Origin of the sequence: Clostridium sp. (assembly GCF_036639235.1) — a bacterium.
Taxonomy (GTDB): Bacteria; Bacillota; Clostridia; order Clostridiales; family Caloramatoraceae; genus Clostridium_AB.
In genome coordinates this window covers 1-17,389 of record NZ_JAVWJB010000031.1, presented here as the reverse complement: position 1 = coordinate 17,389, position 17,389 = coordinate 1, and the positions used below count along the sequence as shown (strand labels likewise).

Genomic DNA, 17,389 nt, shown 5'->3' with positions numbered 1-17,389 from the left:
TAGAGAAGGCTCAGATTAAGCCAGGGTCTACAGTTGTTGTTGATATAGGTAAGGATTATGCGGTAACTAAGTCTATTACATCTGTAGAACAGCAGAGTATCCTTGAAAGTGTTAAAGCACGTGATATTAAGATTATTTTCCCAACCGATGATAAGAAGTACGACCATAGTATAGAAATCAAAACAGGTAAGTATGGTAATACATCATGTGAGGCTGTAGTTACAGTTAAAACAAGTGATCCTGCAGTTAAGCCTATTAGATATGAGGTGTCAGGTAACTATAAAAGCGGAGACTGGGAATTCCACATTAAATACAAATAATTATATATAGAATTTGGGTGGATATTTTCATAATACCGAATTCATATGTAATCAACATATTACCCCTAAGTTAGTCATATAATTCTGTATGATAAATTACATAGGGGGACAAGGTGAAAAGGTTCAAAATGTTTATGGTTGGGGTAGTTGTTGCTGCAACGGTTATAGCTGTAGGCTTTCTAATTTACACAATCGAAAAAATAGAAAGTCAATCAGTTGCCAATATGGGGAAAAGTGGAGTTGTACTATTTACAACGCTAAACAATTCCTCAGAGGAAACAACTAGGGATACATCTGTTGTTCTAAAGCAAATAGAACAGGAATTATCATCACAGATACCAGTTAAATCCTGTGGAATTCTAAAAACAGATGAACAATTAACAACTACACTTGATAAATACCTAAAGGACGGAACAAACTATACTGTGTTAGAGCTTAACAGAAGCGATCTTATTAAGGACAAGGGAACAATTACCCTAAGGGTGCCAAATAAGAACTACCAGAGTCATAAGGAAAGTCTAGTTAGGGCAGAAAAAATCAAAGAAAAACTTTCAGATTACAAGGTTAACATAATTGAAAGTAAGGACACACCTAATATAATTAACACTTATATAGGTATAGAACTAAGCTCAAAGGAGAGCACAGAATCATCTAAGAAAATACTAGATAATTTAATACTTACAAAATAAATATAAACAAAAAGGTAGGCTACCCGCCTACCCTTTTTGTTTACTGTATTAAAAAGAAGTAACTTATTAGTCTATAGAGATAGCCTCTACTGGACAACTTGATACTGCTTCCTTAGTTTCATCTGCTGCTGAATCAGGGACTTCGTCAACCATAGCAAATGCTAGACCATCATCACCTAATTCAAAAACAGTAGGTGCAATTGATGGACAAAGTCCGCATCCTATACATAGGTCTGGATTAACTGTAGCTTTCATATTTCTAGCTCCCTTCTTAAAATTAATTCAATTCATTTATACTATTATCATATTGTATCCTGTATATGCACAGAATATACCGAGGGATATTATAGATTAATCTTAGACTGTTGCGGGCAACAGGCTGTCGTAAAAACAGGTTTTCATGAGTTTTGCCAAGGGCTGCTAAAGCAACTAGGCGACGCTAAAGCGTCACTGGAACCCTTGAAAGTTATAGTCAGCGGCGGCACATGTCCCCCTGGACTATGGATTTTAAAATTTTTATTTACAAACAAATATTATTCTAATATTATTTTAACCTTATAATTAAATTTTATCAAAGTAGAAAAAGGTAAAATAGGACAATTAAAGATAATTATAATTAATTAACAACTATTTTCGAGTTAAGGCTAATAGAGTTATAAAGTTTTTTATAACAATTAGTTTGACCATATTTTTATAATTTGTTTTAATATAGATAGGCTAAATGAAAAGGGTGATAATAATGGGCAAAATAACTTCCGCTGAAAAGTATTTTATTGATAAGATTAATAGAGGATTCGAAACTATTAACAGGGACTTTACCCAGGAGAAGATTCTCACACTACTAGGATCACCAATGCAAGGTGATGATAAGTTTCAGCGTGAGATAAGAAGAGCCCTTGACGCTATATATATTAAGGAACTTAATGGGGATTCTAGGGATGGAACAATGGCAAGGTATAAAACTAATGCTATTAAGCTTTACAAGGGTCGTGAAACCCTACTTAGGGATCTTGTAATTGACTGGTATTCATCATCTAGTATGCCTAATATACTAGACTCTATCAAAACATTATTTAAGGGTTAAGCAAATGCTTAGCTCTTTTTGCTTTTGATGGGTGATCAGATAAGATATTATAGCCTAGTCCGACCGCGTTTGAGATTTGTCCAAGAATCTCTAAGGCACAAAATGCTTAGACTCTAAGGGCTGGCTAAAACTCGCTATGCTCAAACAAGCGCCATCCCTAAGGGTCTAAGCATTTTGCACCTAAGAGCTTCTAAGTCCAAACTCGAGGGTACAGCCTAGGCTATAATATCTTATCATGAAGCTATATCAACAGTATAAAAGGTTAAAAAGGCTTTGAAAAAGCCTGAAAGCGTAGCTTAAGAAGATTGTTAAGTATGGTATTTGACTACTTTAAGGATATTTATGTTTAAATTTACTTAGTTTAATTGGTAATTAGGCGTAGCATAGTAAGAGTAAGTATAAGATAGGAGTTAATAATGTAATTATTATGAAGGTTATAAGTAGAACTATGCAAATGTAAAATAAGTTGGTGTCTTTATAAAAGCCACGTTAATCTAGTAACTAAAGTTACTAGATTTTTTGTATTTAGGATATAAGTTAAGGTACAGCCTAGGCTATAATATCTTATCATGAAGCTATATCAATAGTATAAAAGGTTAAAAAGGCTTTGAAAAAGCCTGAAAGCGTAGCTTAAGAAGATTGTTAAGTATGGTATTTGATAACTTTAAGGATATTTATGTTTAAATTTATTTAGTTTTATTATTAATTAAGCGTAGCTCAGTAAGAGTCAGTATAAATAATTTATTTAGGATAGATGAGGGTTAATGATGTAATTATTATGAAGGTTATAGGTAGAACTATATAAATGTAAAATAAGTTGGTGTCTTTATAAAAACTACGTTAATCTAGTAACTAAAGTTACTAGATTTTTTGCATTTGGGAGATAAGTTAAGGTTTTTAATTGGTTTATATTTATTCTCGCTTATCAGGTGTAAATTATATTCAATTGAGAATGTTTATTAAAAGTATATAAAAATCAACTGAAAATTACTTGCAAAATCAGGCTATATTTGGCAAGTTTTATGAAAGAAAATGGAATATAATAAGCCTACTGAATTAAATTTGCATTACGGGAGGCAATAAAATGAGCAAGGATATGAGATTTTTAGTAGGGGCTCTAGCTATAGTTGCTGGATCAAGTACAATTATGGGGACAACGATTCAAGTTGTAGAGGCAAAGGCTCCAAATGCCCTAAAGGATGTTAATACAAAACTTACAGGGTTAACTTCTTCAATTAAGAAAAACTACCTAGGATTAAAGAATACTGTTAAGTGGAAAAAGGACCTTAATATAATTAAGGGTCAAATTAATAAGTTACCTAAGGGACAAGCTAAAGATAAGATGATAGCTAGGGCAGCTAAGGTTGAGACATTATTAGCTTCAGTAAGTGGAGTTAGCAGTATTGAATATTCACTGTCTAAGAACGCTAATATTATTAAAAACGTAAAGGGCTGGGAAGTAGCTATTGAAAATTCTAAAAAGTCACTTGCAAAGGTTGATCATAAGGAGTTTAAGAAGGAGCATGCTACACTACTTGAAAGACTTGCAAAGGTTAATGCAAAGGTTAGTGATATTAAAACTAAGTACTTTGCTAAGGTAGGAGAAATAAACTCTACATATAATAAGGCAATTGAACTATCAAAGACTCAAAAAGATAGGGCACTTGCTATGCTTAAGTTCTGCTTAGAAGAAGCTAATAAGCTAAATAGTCACCCAGTTAAGGATGGACTAATAGCTAAGATTAACAAGGCTATTGAGGAAGTAAATAAAATCCCTTCAGTTGACCCATTTATTAAGGATGACAAGGGTAATATAACAGTTAAGGATGGAGTAGCATCAGTTGATATTACAGAGGCATCAATTGGAGCTAAGAATATAAAGAAGCTAACACTACCATATGCAGCAGCAGCAAGAATTTCAGGGATTAATGTTGAAACAGTAGTAATAAAAGGTAAATTAGCCACTGGACCAGCAGATGAAAAAGCAGGTGGGTTATATGTTTCAACTGCAAATGTAACAACTATTATTTCAACCGAGGCAGTTAACCTAGTTATTGGTGAGAAGACTAGGGTTGAAACAGCGGTTTTAATAGGTGGAGGTAACCTAATGATTATGCCTACAGGTGGAATATTTAATCTAGAAATGCACAGGGCAACTAAGATTAATCAAGAAGGGTTTATAGGAAACTTAGTAAGTACAATTACATCAACTGAGAAGGTAGTAGTTAAGCAGGGAGCAGGTGCTATGATTCTTAAGGCTATATATGCTAAGGGATACGACAACATAGAAGGAGTAACTAATAAGGTAGAAGGTGCTAAGGTTGTACTACCAGCTGAGCAGTATAAGAACTTTACAGTTGTAACTACTTCATACTCAGCAGCAGGAGCTAGTTTCCATGTTAAGCCAGTAGCAGGACTTACAGTATCAGAAGTAAGGGTTAATGGAGTAGTTATGGAGAAGGACCCTCAAAGAGGAAGCTACAAAATGCCAGCACTTACAGGTCAGCAGACAGAATATGTAATAGAAGTTAAAACAACACCTGAAGTAGGTGTAGTTAGAACTAACTAGAATTTCATATAGATTAAATAGGTATATTGGTAAATATTTTAATGAAATCTGAAACACTCTATTTATATAGGGTGTTTTTATTTTTGAATAACTATAACCTAGTGAAGAAAACCTGAATATAATATTAAACCTAAAAAAGTATAAATCTATAAATAATTATCTAAAGATAGACTGCTATATAGTCAAATATTTAAAATGGGGAGATAATTTATGAAAAAGAAAAAGAGTCTAGTTAAGGGGGCTTGTTTATCACTTGGTGTTTTAACTGCTCTGCCTATGGCAGCTCCAATGGTAAGTGCAGTAAATGTTCAGCCACCTAGTCAAGAAGTTTTAGATGTTCATCACAAGTTAGAGCATTTAAGAAAGTCATTTAAGACAAACTATCTTTACGCAGGAAATATAGATACATGGGAAAACTACATTAAAGAAGCTAAGAAGCTAAATTCACTACTACCTGAGGGTTCAAGTAAGGACAAGTATAATGAAAGAATTGAGGAAGCAGAAAAACTTATTCAGGCTATTGCGAGGGTAAGTAAGCTTGAAGAATCTATGGATGAAAACTCATATAGAATGCTTAATGTAGATGTATGGGAGAAGTATCTAACACTTGGTAAAGAAGACCTTTCCCTTGTAAATCAGGATATGTTTAAAAATCACTATAATAACCTTCTAGAAAGGCTAGCTATTAAATATAAGAAGGTTGAGGATATTAAGGTAGAGTATCAGGGTAAGATAGATTCATTTAATAAGGAACTTAACAATGCTATAGAGCTTGCAAAAACTGATCCTAATAAGGCAATAGAAAAGCTTAATACCCTTTTAAAAGATGCGGATAAGTTAGATACCCACAACCTTAAGGATAAAGTTCTAAGCTCTATTAAGGACTCACTATCTAATATTAAACCAGTAGAACCTCCATCAACAGGGGGAGGGGGCTGGGTACCACCACCTCCGCCACCACCAGTAGATCTTGGAACTCCTAATGTTAAGTCAGATGATAATGACGACCTTGTACAGGGACTTACTACTGAGATGCAGTATAGAGTAACAACTGGCGGAGTGTCAGGAGAATGGATAGATGTTGTAGATAGATTTGTTCAATTCCCAGGAAATGTAACAGTAGAAGTTAGATATAAGGCGCTTCCAGGACAAGTATCAGGGGTAGCAACACTAACCTATACACTTAACCTAGGAAAAAGACCAGCACCAACAGGAGTATATTATGATTCAATATCAGTTATGTTTAAGGGATTTACACCTGATATGTTAATAAGTAATGATGGAATAGTATTTGGACCTTGTCTTGTTCCTGAGATTATTACAGTACCTGGAGAGAAGATATATGTAAAATATGCTTCAGGTGGAGGATATGAAGAAAGTGATGTTGTAATAATAAAAGCAGAAATTCCCAAAATACTTTCTCCAGTACCAAGTGACTATCAAGTACTTGATGGACAAAACTCTATAGTGTTAATGTCAGATAACCTTGAATACTCCCTGGATAACGGATTAACATGGAGTAGCTATAACGTAACAGGAATAGTACCAAACCTTGTAGGAAACTTAGAAATTAAATTAAGGTTTAAGGAAGCGGTTGGATTCCAGGCATCGGATCCAGTAACAATTAATATGACAGATCGTAAAGCTAATCTGTTTTTAGCGGAGATTATTATGGTTCCAAGCATACCAGGATATGTGAAATTAACCACATTAAGTGATCAAGTACTATTAGTTAAAGTAGGAGGTAACTGGATATCAACAGCAGACATAGATGTAATAGTTGGAGAGCCAATTGAGGTAATGAAGGCTCCAACAAATGATATAGAAGGAAGTGATCCTAAAACAATAATTCCACTTATATAAAAAAGGAGAATTGGTTGGGTGTAGTGTAGATAAGATATTGTATCCTATTCTGACCGCGTTTTGGATTTCTCCTAGAGTCTCTAAGGTGTGAAATGGCGATACCCTAAGGGCAGCCTAAAACTCGCTTCGCTCAAACAGAGGCTTTCCTAAGGGTCTAGCCATTTTACACCTAAGACACTCTAAGTCGAAACCAGAGGGTCAGCCTAGGATACAATATCTTATCATGGAACCGAACCCATAGAGGGATAGGATGTAGGTGGGGCTTTAGCAAAGCCATTAGGGGAAATATGAAAAATGGTGTTTTTCATAATATCTTATTAGAAACTTAAACCTATAATATGCAATGAAGTGAGGGTCAGCCTAGGATACAATATCTTATCATGGAACCGAGCCCATAGAGGGATAGGATGTAGGGGGCTTTAGCAAAGCCATTAGGGGGAAATGAAAAACGATGTTTTTCATTATGCTTTGCTGTGAAGTAGAAGGGTTAACTAAGACTTTATGGGGATAGGTATTATAGGTGAGTTTTAGAATAGTTAGTATAGTAAGCCTTCGGCGGGCTTTTTCAAAGTTTAGGGTGATAGATATTAGGATTGTAGAGTTAATAGTAGTGTTGAGGGAGCTTAGGCTCTCTTTTTTGTTGGGGTGGATTAATGGGAGTAAGTTTGGTGGATTTATTAAAGTAAGTTCTCCTACGGAGAAAAGGACTGTGTCCTTTGATTTGTGGGGGGAGTTCATGGTGATAATGGAGATAGGCAAGTGTGTTTATTTGAAAGGGTAAGTCTTATAGATTTGTTAAAAGAAGTTTTCCTGCGGAAAAAAGGACTTTGTCCTTTAATTTGTAGGGTAGGTTTATGGTGATATGGGTGGTAGGCAAGTGTGTTTATCTTAAAGGTGAAGTCTTATGGATTTGTTAAAGGAAGTTCTCCTAGCGGAGAAAAGGACTTTGTCCTTTAATTTGTAGGGAAAGTTCATGGTGATATGGGTGATAGGCAAGTATGTTTATTTGAAAGGGGAAGTTTGGTGGCTTTATGAAAGGAAGTTCTCCTAGCGGAGAAAAGGATTGTGTCCTTTAATTTGTAGGGGAGGTTCATGGTGATAAGGGGTGATAGGCAAGTATGTTTATTTGAAAGGGAAAGGTTAATGTTGTAAATAGGCAGATAGAGAATTCATGGAGTAGGAACATATATACTCTTAAATACAGAAAGCTAGTAACTTTTGTTACTAGCTCATTGTGGCTTTTTTAAAGACACCAACTGCTACTATTAATCCTGTGGATTTGCTTTCATGATAAGATATTTCATCCTAGGCTGTACCCTCGGGTTTTGACTTAGAACCTCTTAGGGTGATAAATGACTAGACCCTTAGGAAAGCCTCTGTTTGAGCAAAGCGAGTTTTAGGCTGCCCTTAGGGTATTGGCATTTTCACTCTTAGAGGTTCTAGGAAAAATCCCAAACGTGGTCAGAATAGGATGTAATATCTTATCTGACCAACCCTACCCTCTAATAAAGGCGGAGTTCTTTTTGGAGCAATTTTAGGCAGCGGGTTTTTGCGTATTTTATTCCTCTGTAGCTGTAGTCTAGGTCACTGGCTATTTTTGTTAGTGGGTGTTCTAGTATGTAGTGGCGCATGAAGACTTCTTTTTCTATGTAGTCTAGGGTTTCTACTGCGTTTAGTATTTCTATACAGGATATTCTATTAATAAAGTCATCTTCAATTAGTTCTCCTGTTGAAATTGTGTCTACTAGGTTAATGTCCTCACATCCCTTAACTGGTGAGTCTAGGCTAACAAGATCCCCTCCTCCTATTTCTCTGCTAGCATAGTGTCTTATATGGGAGTAGACAGCTTTCTTAGAGTAGTGGGGAAATGGGACTTTTGAGTCTAGGTCATATCTATAAACCGCCTTAATAAATGCTTCTACTCCTTCGCTTAGAGCATCTTCACTACCTTCTTTAAAGTAGGTTTTAGATGCTTTTATTATTAGCGGCATAAACATTTCGATTAGGGATCCCATAGATTCTTTGTTTTCCTTGGAGTCTTGTATAAGACACTTTAGTGTGCTTTCTTCTGTAGTAGGGTTTTGGTTGTTGTTACACATTTTTATCACCTCCAATTTCTTTAACTCAAGGCTAATGAAATTAAGGGAAAATATGTATTTTGTATGGAGTATGGAAATAAATGTAAAATAGTGATGGGTGAGTCGAATGGAGTCGAGGGGCAATGTTAAATATTTACAAATATTACCATATGGTATAGGTTAGTTAAAAAATTTTTAGACAAATTTCTGCCTTGAAATTTGACAATATATAGAAGTTGTGGTTTACTAACTATCCTCCCTAATATGAAGTGGTGATTTTCATGGTTTTTGAGAATAAAAATAAGCCTTTAACATATCTAGGATGTTAAAGACTTAATGTGTATTAGAGAGGGGGCTTATATTATTTATTAATAGGCTTATCTAGGTGTATAGGGAGTTGTAGGTGTTTTTGCCTACTATACCGTCGGCTTTAAGGTTGTAGTGGCGCTGAAGGCGTTTTATTGCTGCTTCCGTCTCTTTTCCGAATATGCCATCTGCTCCAGAGGGCCCTATGTTCATTCCCTTTACTATAAGCATTTGCTGCACTGCACGGGTTATATCTCCAATGCTACCATAGAATAATGTTGGTGCAGAGGATAGGGTTTTTTCTCCCCATATTCCATCTATAATAAGTGGAGGACTCGCATATCCCTGTGCATTTATTGATCTTTGTAAGAGTTTTATAGAGGCTTTTTTAGTGTATTTTGGCTTGGATTGTGGTTTAGGCAGATTAGGATTTGGTTTAGGGTCTGTTACTGGAGGCTTAACTATAGGGGGAGACTTAACAACAATACCATCTGCTATAGCCTTAGCTATTCTCTCAATGTTTTCATGGTATTTAACAGTGTCCTCCTTATTGTCAACGAAGCATACTTCAACAAGCATAGCAGTAACATTTGTTTTACGTATTACGTATAGGTGGCTACCGTTTTTAATTCCACGATTTGTAAATCCTATTCTAGCCATGTTATCAAGTATAGCCTTAGCCTCAGGAAGAGGCTTTGCATCATAGGTAAATACTTCGGTTCCATGTCCTCCACCTGCGTTAAAATGAATAGAAACAAATATATCAAGACTTGATGAATTTGCAGTTTCAACTCTACGTTTTAGGCTATCAGAACTACTTTCTGCTATATCAACTGAACAGTTTATAACAGTTTGTCCCATACTTTTAAGGTAATTAATAATAAGGTTTCCAAGTCTTCTTGTTTCCTCAGACTCTTTAATAAACCCAATAGCTCCTAAGTTAGGACCAGAGATGGTATGACCCATATCAATTCCTATTCTCATAGTCTCTCACCTCATTTTTAAATATATTACAACAATGATTAATTCATAAATAGAGCTTTATAGGTGTTTGGACCAACTATACCATCAATACTTAGCTTGAATTTTCTTTGAATAGTTTTTACCCCATTTTCCGTTGCTTTTCCGAATATACCATCTGCACCTGAGGGACCTAGGTTAATTCCTTTTATAATAAGCATTTGCTGAACAGCTTTAACTATATCTCCTTTGTTAGCGACTTTTATAGTAGGAGAAGCTGCAAGGGTTTTAGGGCCAAATATACCGTCTACTTTAAGCTTTGTTTTACTATTACTGTTTATTCCCCTTTGAAGAAGTTTAACTGTGTCAGATTTATTAAATTTAATAGGGGTAGAAACTGGTGGGTTAGGTTTTTGAGGAGGTGGAGTAGGTTTTACAGGGGGATTAACAGGCTCATTAGATGGAGTTTCAAATGAGATGCCTACAATACCATCTCCAATGGCCTTAGCTATATTGTTAATATTCTTAGTATATAGGGAGGTATCATTAGTGTTATCCACAAAACATACCTCAACCAGTAGAGCAGGGGCGGAGGTGTTTTTTACAACAAATAAATGACTACCATCCTTAATCCCCCTATTTCTAAGACCTAGCTTTGATAGATTGTTTAGAATAGAAGTGGCCTGTGGCATTTTCCTAGAGTTAAAGGTAAGTATTTCGCTTCCTGTACCTCCTCCTGCATTAAAATGAATAGAAATAAAAATATCTAAATTAGAGGAATTAGCAATTTTAACTCGTCTATTTAAACTATCAGAATTACTAGATGCTGTATCAACAGAACAATTAATAACGGTATGGCCTAGACTTTTTAGGTAATCAATTAGTACTGCCCCTAGGCGTCTAGTTTCCTCTGATTCTTTCATAAAGCCAACTGCTCCATAGTTAGGACCTGAAACAGTGTGGCCCATATCTATACCTATTTTCATAGTAAACGACACTCCTTTCACACTACTTTGTTAACATAATACACAGACTTGTTTGAATTTGTTACTGGATGCGGAGCAGATAATTGTTGCCTTTGGAGGAAGAGGTTTATTAGATATTTAGTGAATGGATTAGGGTAATAGGTTGGGGAGAAATTAGGTGTAGGGTAGTTGATCTGTTGAAGGTTGTGGGGTGGTAATAGGTGTGACTTTAGCCGTATGCTAGTGGGATTTCTCCAAGATACTCTAATGCACGAAAATGAAAATCCACTAAGGGCTGGCTAAAACTCAGCTAAAGCTTCAAACACGCCGCCTTCCCTAAGTGTCTTTTCATTTTCGCACCTAAGAGTATCTAAGTCGAAACCCAATGATACAGCCAAAGTCACATCATATTACCATCAACCTATTCAACAGATGATACTACTACTTACGTTCTAATTAGGGATGTGGAACCTATTACCCTAATCCATATCAACTTAGTATATAGAACAAACTACTTCCCCCCTCGGCAACAATCATCTGCTCCTTAATATAAGTAAACAAATTAAACTGCGTAGAAATAAGATTTCTTTTTGAGGGTACGGAGGTCACGAAGTGAGCTTTGTACCCAATGCCGAAGGCATTAATAAGGTATGAGTTATTGAGTAAGTATTTTTAGGGTAAATATAGTTACTATTACTTTAATTTATGAAATATAAAATTTGAGGGTATGGGGTTCATGAAATGAAATTTATACCCAATGCCGTAGGCATTAGTAAAGTATGGGTTAATGAGTAAGTATTTTTAAGGTGGATGAATTTGGTTTTATAGATTTTTAAATGTAAGTAAACAAATTAAGCTGAATAGAAATAAGAATTTTTTTTGAGGGTACGGGGGTCACGAAGTGAGCTTTGTACCCAATGCCGAAGGCATTAATAAGGTATGAGTTAATGATTAAGTATTTTTTAAGGTGAATTTACTTACGGATAAGGACTTTCTTAGGGATAAGAATCTCTAAGCCGCAGGCTCTAAGTGTTTTAGACCTACAATCTCAATCCATATCAACTTGCTTGGCTACGCCGAGGATATGGTGCTAGTTACTCCAACATTGAGGCATAGAAAAAGGGGATGCCTCTTAATTGAGACATCCCCTGGGGGTTAGAATGCGTAGGTTGTAACGTCTTTTGAAATAAGCTCTGCTTCAAGGGCTTTTGTGAACCCGACAAGCTCGTCTCCGAAGATGTTAGCGGCTACTATTGTTTCAGCAAGGGTAAGTACCTCTGTTGGTGTAATAGAATCCTTAACTTCTGGGATTAGGATTGATTGCTTCTTGTTTAGGGTATCAAGAAAAACCATTTTTAAGCTCTTTTTCATGTGTTATGCACCTCCATTATTAAATTTTGAGTTGGGGAAGGATTAAGGTTGTGGTACTGCGTCCTTTGCGATGTCTGTTGTAGTGTTCCTTGCTAGGTTAGTTACCTTGTAAGGAAGAACTGCAGCTACAGCGTCTGCAACTGTTTGAACAGAATCGTCTAGGACTGTTGGCTTAAGGTTCTTAAGGGTTAGGTTCTTAAAAACCGCCTTTCCGTTTTTGTCCGCTCCTAGGGACATGGTTAATACCATTGATTGTGCGACAATTTTTGTTTTTGCCATACTTATCAACTCCTTTCACTACATAAATTGCGGGGAATTTGGAAAAGGGGCAAAATTATTTTTGAAAAAGTTTAGGGGAAATTCGACATTTGAATAGGGAATAGGGGAGAAATAGAAGAAAACTATAAGAAAATTTATAATATTTTATATATTTTAAATTATTTAGGAGGATTTACAGAATTTGTATAGAAATGTCTAGATAAACAAAATTATTAAGGAGTGAATGGTAGTGGGAATCAAATATATTATTCCACGTTACGATGATGGCTTAGGAGATGTAACTGACATTATAAGAGACGAGGGAATGGAAACTGTTCTGAAAAGTGCTGATGTTGTTATTAAGGAGATTTCAAGGGAAAGGGGACTTTCTATTAAGAACATGAATAGCCTTGCAAAGAGGGTTACTAAGAGGGATAGACAGAATCCTATATTCCTGTCAGCTGATGAGGTAATGGTTCAGCTTAAGGTTAGACGTTCATTAGTTGGGGGAGATCCTGTGTTTGGATATTTTAATGTTAACGAAATTACTTTCTTAAGTGATAATCAGGTTTTTCTTAAGGATGATGGTAGACTTTCAATTCTAGAAAGTGATGCTAAGGGCATGGAGAGAATTGATCATGCTAGGGAATTTAAGAGGTTAATGGTGTTTGATATTCTTAGACTTCATACTGTTGACCTTGAGGAGGTTCAAATGGCCTATAAGAAGTCTAAGGTTGTTAGTCCTAATGACTTTCATAAGTCATGGATAAAGAGAAATGGTAATAAATCAGAATAAAAACTAATGAATTAAAAGATTTTGGGGGGGAAATACCTATATTAAATTAACTAAAAGTTAAATAATTGTTAATAAATGCATAGACATTAATTGTCTATAAAATTGGGGAAAGTCCAAAATATACAACTTTAGTTATACATTTTTATAAGTAGTTACCTTTTTGAATAATATTTAGTCAAAAAGGTAATATTATGAAACATTTAGAAAAATTAAGAAAATAATAGGAAATGAAAGGAAAAGTTACCTATTTTACCATGGTAGGAATTTGTAATTAAGGTATTGAATGCTATAATTCATTTACATGGGATTTTTCTATTTGTTATTGGATTGGGACCCGGTAACGCTTATTAAGATACGGAAAGTCACGGTATAATTTTGAATTTGAAATACTATAAGGACAAACCTTATAAAAAAGAGTTTGGAGGAGGAAATAAAACATGGCAAAGACAAGCAAAAAAGCACTAGGCGCTGCTATGGCAGGAGTTATGGCTGTAGGAGCTGTAGCTGGAGCAGCAGGAGCTGTTCAAGAAGTAAAAGCAGGGGTAGCAGAGGATGTAAAACTAATCCATGCTAAAATCGAACACTTTAGAACATCTCTAAAGAAGAACTACTTAGGACTTAAGAACGTTGGTCAATGGCAAGCATATGAGAAGGAAATTAAGGCTCTTATAGCTAAGCTACCAGCAGGTTCATCACAGGACAAGTACCAAGCTAGACTTGATGTATGTGTATCACTACTTAACGCAGCAGCTAAGGTTAACCACGTTGAGAAGTCACTAGTTGATAACTTTAACGGAATTAAGAATGCTGAAACTTGGTCAGTATACCTTAAGGATGGACAAGACCTACTTGGTAAGGTTGACAAGGAGTTCGAAGGTAGAAAGGCAGAACTAGTTGAAAGACTAGCTAAGGCTAAGACTACTGTTGATGGAATTATAAAGAAGCATGAAGCTGATCTTGCAGCAGCTACTAAGTTATTTGAAGAAGCTAAAAAGTCAATGAAGGCTGAAGATGCTGAAAAGGCTCTAAAAGCTGCAGAGGCTCTTGGAACTCACGCTTCAAGTGATAAATTAAAAAATGAAATTAAGGCGTATGTAGCACTTCTAAATGAAAAACTAGAAGTTACAACTGTATCAGCACCTAACTCAAAAGCACTTTATGTAGTAGGCGCTGGTTTAAATAAACTAGTTGCTGGAGATATAACTGTTGCTGGTAATAAGGTAACATCAGTTAAAGTAGCAGAAGACATGAAGTCAGCTACTATATCACTAGAAACTGAATTAGCACCAAATACTGAAACTAATGTTTCAATTAAAGTTGGAGATGCTACAAAGGAATTCAAGGTAGCAAACGGTTTTGTTGTAAACAGTGTTGCTGTAGTAGAAAAGTCATATGATGACGATAGAGCAGACCAAAAGCTTTCAATAAAAGTAAATGGTCAAGATGTAACAGTAGATTACTTAAACCTTGCTGGATATACTGTTAATTTTGTGGCTAAGGACAAGGATAATAAAGCTGCAAATATCTTCGCTGGTTCACCAGCAACTAATGTATCTAATTCTGGTAAACTAGTTGCAGGAATTATTAAGGATAACTATACTGTTGAAGTACAAGTAACTAAGGCAGGATCAATACTTGTATCAAATAGTGGAGTTATAAATGTTGTTAATTTAGATGCAGCTACAACATCAATTGATGAGGTTCTATTTGCAAATGGTAATGCAAGTCATATAAATTATAATGATGGCGATGATACTGATAATACAGAGCTTACTAATACTGTTATTGGAATGAATAGTACTACACTTGTAGCAGGAGAAACAGCTGAAATTTATAGTGTTAAGGCTACTATTAATGGAGATAAGAAGCTAGTTGCTTCAAATGGATTTAAAGTTGAGACTTCAAATTCAGGAGTTATTTCTGTAGACAAAACAACCAATGTAATCACAGCAGAAGCTGCAGGAACAGCAGTAATTACTGTAAAGGTTGGAGATGTTACTAAGACATATAACTTTACAGTTACTAACGAAAAGAGAACTTTATCCTCAGTAAAGCTTGCAAAACCATCACTAAAGGCAGTAACAGGCACAACAGCAAAGGTTAAGGTTAATACTTATGATCAATATGGAGATCCAATTGCTGTAGCGACTGGAGATATAGAAGAAGTTCTTCCAAAGAATGCTGCAAATGTTGATTTAGTTAGCAGCGTTGATGTAGTAACTAGTGTTAACTCTTCAACAGATGTAATTGGTGAAGCTATACTTACAATGTCAGTAGATCAAGTTGGTACGGGAACAGTTTACTTAAAGGATAAGTTTATTAACCCTAATACTGGAAAAGCATCAGAAAAGACTCTAGCTTCTTTATATCTAGATATTACTGATGTTAAGAATATAACTTCTAGAAAGATTGAACTTGTAAATCTTACTGGTCAATCAACTGACAATACACTAGAGAAAACAGATGCGAACGATAATACAGTTTCATTTAAGTTAGCTAACTACAATCCAAGTGGAGTATATGTATCTGCTCAGGCTTTAGTACTTTCAACTAAGGCTATGCCAGCAACACCAGCTGCAGGTGAGTTTACAGTAGAATCACTAGATGAAACTGTTGCTACAATCGCACTTGATACAACTAAGACTTTAATTACTGCAACTGCAGTTTCAAAGGGTTCAACTGATATAGTTATAAAGGATGATAAGGGAGTTGTTGTGGCTAAGGCTACAGTTACTGTAAATAATAGTCCTTACAATATAACAAATGTAGCATTTAAATCAGTTGGAAAAATTGACTATGAAGGAAAGCAGATAGAATTAAGAGACGTTCTAGATATCGAAGTAAGCGATAAGGATGACGTTGTTAAGGGAATAACTTTAAATAAGACTACTTCTTCAGCTATACGTATTGTTGAAACAGATCCAAGTTCTACATCTGTAGCGACTGATACTCTATATATAGATATTAACAATAATGGTAATATAGACAGTGGAGATATAGTTCTTGGAGCCGTTGCAGCATTTGCTGGTAGCGATGCAGAGGGAACTCTATCAGGTTTAGTTAATGCTTCAGCAAGTGGATATGCTGCTAATGGTATAATTAAGCCAGCTACATTCACTGCAAAGGGAACAGTTCTAATTAAGGTAATGGGTAAAGATTCAACTGGAGCTGTAAATGTTGCTGATCCTAGCACAGCTGTTAAGGCTATATCAATAGTATATGATGTAGTAAAAGGAATACCTTCACCAAACGTAACATTTGGAACAGCTACAGTAGTAGGTAAGGTGTTATTATCAGGAACAACAGTTGCAATGGAGTATAGCACTAATAACGGAACAAGCTGGACTCCTTGTACTCCTAATATAGAAATAGCAGCTAATGCTGGAGATAAGATACTAGTAAGATTTGCGGCAGCAGCACCAGCACCAGCGTCAGAAATTAGAACTCTAATTGTAGGTTTATCAAATATAGCAACAGCAGCACCATTAATATCAGGTCATAGTGTTGCACAAGGGACAGCGGTTGGTAATACAGCTATAACTTATACAGCTGGAGCAGGAAACACATTAGCAACTAAGGTTCAAGCAGGAGTGTTTACAACTCCACTAGTTGGAACAACACCAACAGGAACAACAGCATATACTTCAGGAAATGACCTAGCAGTAACAGCAGGACAACATGTTGGATTATATGAGTTAAACTCAGCAGGAAAAGTAGTTAAGTTTATTGACTTAACAATAGCAGCTGGAGATATTAAGTAATAATAGATAGCAAGTTTGCCTAGGGCTCACAAAGACCCCCGGGTGTGACCTGTCTGCTGGAAATAGTGGATAAAAAAGTAATAAGAAGATGCGGTAAGCATTGTATATATAGGAACGGAAAAGAAGGTATTCGAGAGAGAAATCTCTTGGGTGCCTTCTTTGTTTTTTTGAGGTGCAAGCTTCGCTAGCAAGCTCGTCGAGGGCTCACAAGGACCCTCGGGGGTCAGAAAGGAATTCACTTGTTGCAGCATTTTCAAAAAGATTAATTCTAGTAGAAGCAGGGCAAAAAAGCGGAGCTATATCAACAGCTGAAATTGCTATGAGCTATAAGGTTCCTACTTTTGCAGTTCCAAACAGTATATATAATCA

General features: G+C 35.6%; 15 protein-coding genes. 9 read left to right on the top strand and 6 right to left on the bottom strand.

All coding sequences use genetic code 11. The features are described 5' to 3' along the window. The coding region (locus RR539_RS07935) for a hypothetical protein (protein ID WP_332500311.1) at positions 1-320 on the top strand (320 nt) is incomplete at its 5' end. Positions 321-433: 113 nt separating this feature from the next. Continuing rightward, on the top strand, positions 434-1,009 hold the full coding sequence (locus tag RR539_RS07930; RefSeq protein WP_332474652.1) for a hypothetical protein: 576 nt from the start codon (positions 434-436) through the stop codon (positions 1,007-1,009). 66 nt (positions 1,010-1,075) lie between these two features. Here RR539_RS07930 and RR539_RS07925 read toward each other — a convergent pair whose 3' ends face one another. Further along, positions 1,076-1,264, bottom strand: coding sequence for a ferredoxin (locus RR539_RS07925; protein ID WP_332474653.1), 189 nt, complete (start codon positions 1,262-1,264; stop codon positions 1,076-1,078). A gap of 484 nt (positions 1,265-1,748) precedes the next feature. Between RR539_RS07925 and RR539_RS07920 the strand changes: the two genes are divergently transcribed. From RR539_RS07920 to RR539_RS07905, 4 genes are all read left to right on the top strand, one after another. Continuing rightward, complete coding sequence (locus RR539_RS07920; protein ID WP_332474654.1) at positions 1,749-2,093, top strand: hypothetical protein; 345 nt, start codon at positions 1,749-1,751, stop codon at positions 2,091-2,093. Between the two features lie 1,084 nt (positions 2,094-3,177). Next, on the top strand, positions 3,178-4,662 hold the full coding sequence (locus tag RR539_RS07915) for a hypothetical protein (protein ID WP_332483737.1): 1,485 nt from the start codon (positions 3,178-3,180) through the stop codon (positions 4,660-4,662). A 210-nt stretch (positions 4,663-4,872) separates the two neighbouring features. After that, the gene (locus RR539_RS07910; RefSeq protein WP_332483738.1) at positions 4,873-6,525 is read left to right on the top strand and encodes a hypothetical protein; all 1,653 of its coding nucleotides are present in this window, start codon (positions 4,873-4,875) and stop codon (positions 6,523-6,525) included. Positions 6,526-7,045: 520 nt separating this feature from the next. Next, complete coding sequence (locus RR539_RS07905; RefSeq protein ID WP_332483739.1) at positions 7,046-7,306, top strand: hypothetical protein; 261 nt, start codon at positions 7,046-7,048, stop codon at positions 7,304-7,306. 721 nt (positions 7,307-8,027) lie between these two features. On the opposite strand, the gene RR539_RS07900 is transcribed toward RR539_RS07905, so the two are convergent. The 5 genes from RR539_RS07900 to RR539_RS07880 form a co-directional block, all read right to left on the bottom strand. Beyond that, a complete protein-coding gene (locus RR539_RS07900; RefSeq protein WP_332483740.1) occupies positions 8,028-8,624 on the bottom strand; it encodes a sigma-70 family RNA polymerase sigma factor in 597 nt (198 codons plus the stop codon). A 360-nt stretch (positions 8,625-8,984) separates the two neighbouring features. Beyond that, on the bottom strand, positions 8,985-9,893 hold the full coding sequence (locus tag RR539_RS07895; protein ID WP_332500310.1) for an N-acetylmuramoyl-L-alanine amidase: 909 nt from the start codon (positions 9,891-9,893) through the stop codon (positions 8,985-8,987). Between the two features lie 38 nt (positions 9,894-9,931). Beyond that, on the bottom strand, positions 9,932-10,855 hold the full coding sequence (locus tag RR539_RS07890) for an N-acetylmuramoyl-L-alanine amidase (RefSeq protein WP_332483742.1): 924 nt from the start codon (positions 10,853-10,855) through the stop codon (positions 9,932-9,934). Between the two features lie 1,134 nt (positions 10,856-11,989). Next, a complete protein-coding gene (locus tag RR539_RS07885; RefSeq protein WP_332483743.1) occupies positions 11,990-12,205 on the bottom strand; it encodes a DUF2922 domain-containing protein in 216 nt (71 codons plus the stop codon). A gap of 42 nt (positions 12,206-12,247) precedes the next feature. Then, the gene (locus RR539_RS07880; RefSeq protein ID WP_332483744.1) at positions 12,248-12,484 is read right to left on the bottom strand and encodes a DUF1659 domain-containing protein; all 237 of its coding nucleotides are present in this window, start codon (positions 12,482-12,484) and stop codon (positions 12,248-12,250) included. 229 nt (positions 12,485-12,713) lie between these two features. On the opposite strand from RR539_RS07880, the gene RR539_RS07875 reads away from it, so the two are divergent. The 3 genes from RR539_RS07875 to RR539_RS07865 form a co-directional block, all read left to right on the top strand. Beyond that, the gene (locus RR539_RS07875) at positions 12,714-13,259 is read left to right on the top strand and encodes a hypothetical protein (protein ID WP_332483745.1); all 546 of its coding nucleotides are present in this window, start codon (positions 12,714-12,716) and stop codon (positions 13,257-13,259) included. A gap of 437 nt (positions 13,260-13,696) precedes the next feature. Further along, positions 13,697-17,020: a hypothetical protein gene (locus tag RR539_RS07870; protein ID WP_332500309.1), complete on the top strand. Its 3,324-nt coding sequence runs from the start codon at positions 13,697-13,699 to the stop codon at positions 17,018-17,020. A gap of 172 nt (positions 17,021-17,192) precedes the next feature. Then, a partial coding sequence (locus RR539_RS07865; protein ID WP_332500308.1) for a DNA-processing protein DprA occupies positions 17,193-17,389 on the top strand: 197 nt, incomplete at its 3' end.

What these genes read in the sequence shown, in the direction of transcription:
- RR539_RS07920 (WP_332474654.1), top strand. Translation starts at nt 1,749, where the DNA reads ATGGGCAAAATAACTTCCGCTGAAAAGTATTTTATTGATAAGATTAAT.
- RR539_RS07890 (WP_332483742.1), bottom strand. Translation starts at nt 10,855, where the DNA reads ATGAAAATAGGTATAGATATGGGCCACACTGTTTCAGGTCCTAACTAT.
- RR539_RS07880 (WP_332483744.1), bottom strand. Translation starts at nt 12,484, where the DNA reads ATGGCAAAAACAAAAATTGTCGCACAATCAATGGTATTAACCATGTCC.
- RR539_RS07925 (WP_332474653.1), bottom strand. Translation starts at nt 1,264, where the DNA reads ATGAAAGCTACAGTTAATCCAGACCTATGTATAGGATGCGGACTTTGT.
- RR539_RS07870 (WP_332500309.1), top strand. Translation starts at nt 13,697, where the DNA reads ATGGCAAAGACAAGCAAAAAAGCACTAGGCGCTGCTATGGCAGGAGTT.
- RR539_RS07910 (WP_332483738.1), top strand. Translation starts at nt 4,873, where the DNA reads ATGAAAAAGAAAAAGAGTCTAGTTAAGGGGGCTTGTTTATCACTTGGT.
- RR539_RS07900 (WP_332483740.1), bottom strand. Translation starts at nt 8,624, where the DNA reads ATGTGTAACAACAACCAAAACCCTACTACAGAAGAAAGCACACTAAAG.
- RR539_RS07885 (WP_332483743.1), bottom strand. Translation starts at nt 12,205, where the DNA reads ATGAAAAAGAGCTTAAAAATGGTTTTTCTTGATACCCTAAACAAGAAG.
- RR539_RS07915 (WP_332483737.1), top strand. Translation starts at nt 3,178, where the DNA reads ATGAGCAAGGATATGAGATTTTTAGTAGGGGCTCTAGCTATAGTTGCT.
- RR539_RS07895 (WP_332500310.1), bottom strand. Translation starts at nt 9,893, where the DNA reads ATGAGAATAGGAATTGATATGGGTCATACCATCTCTGGTCCTAACTTA.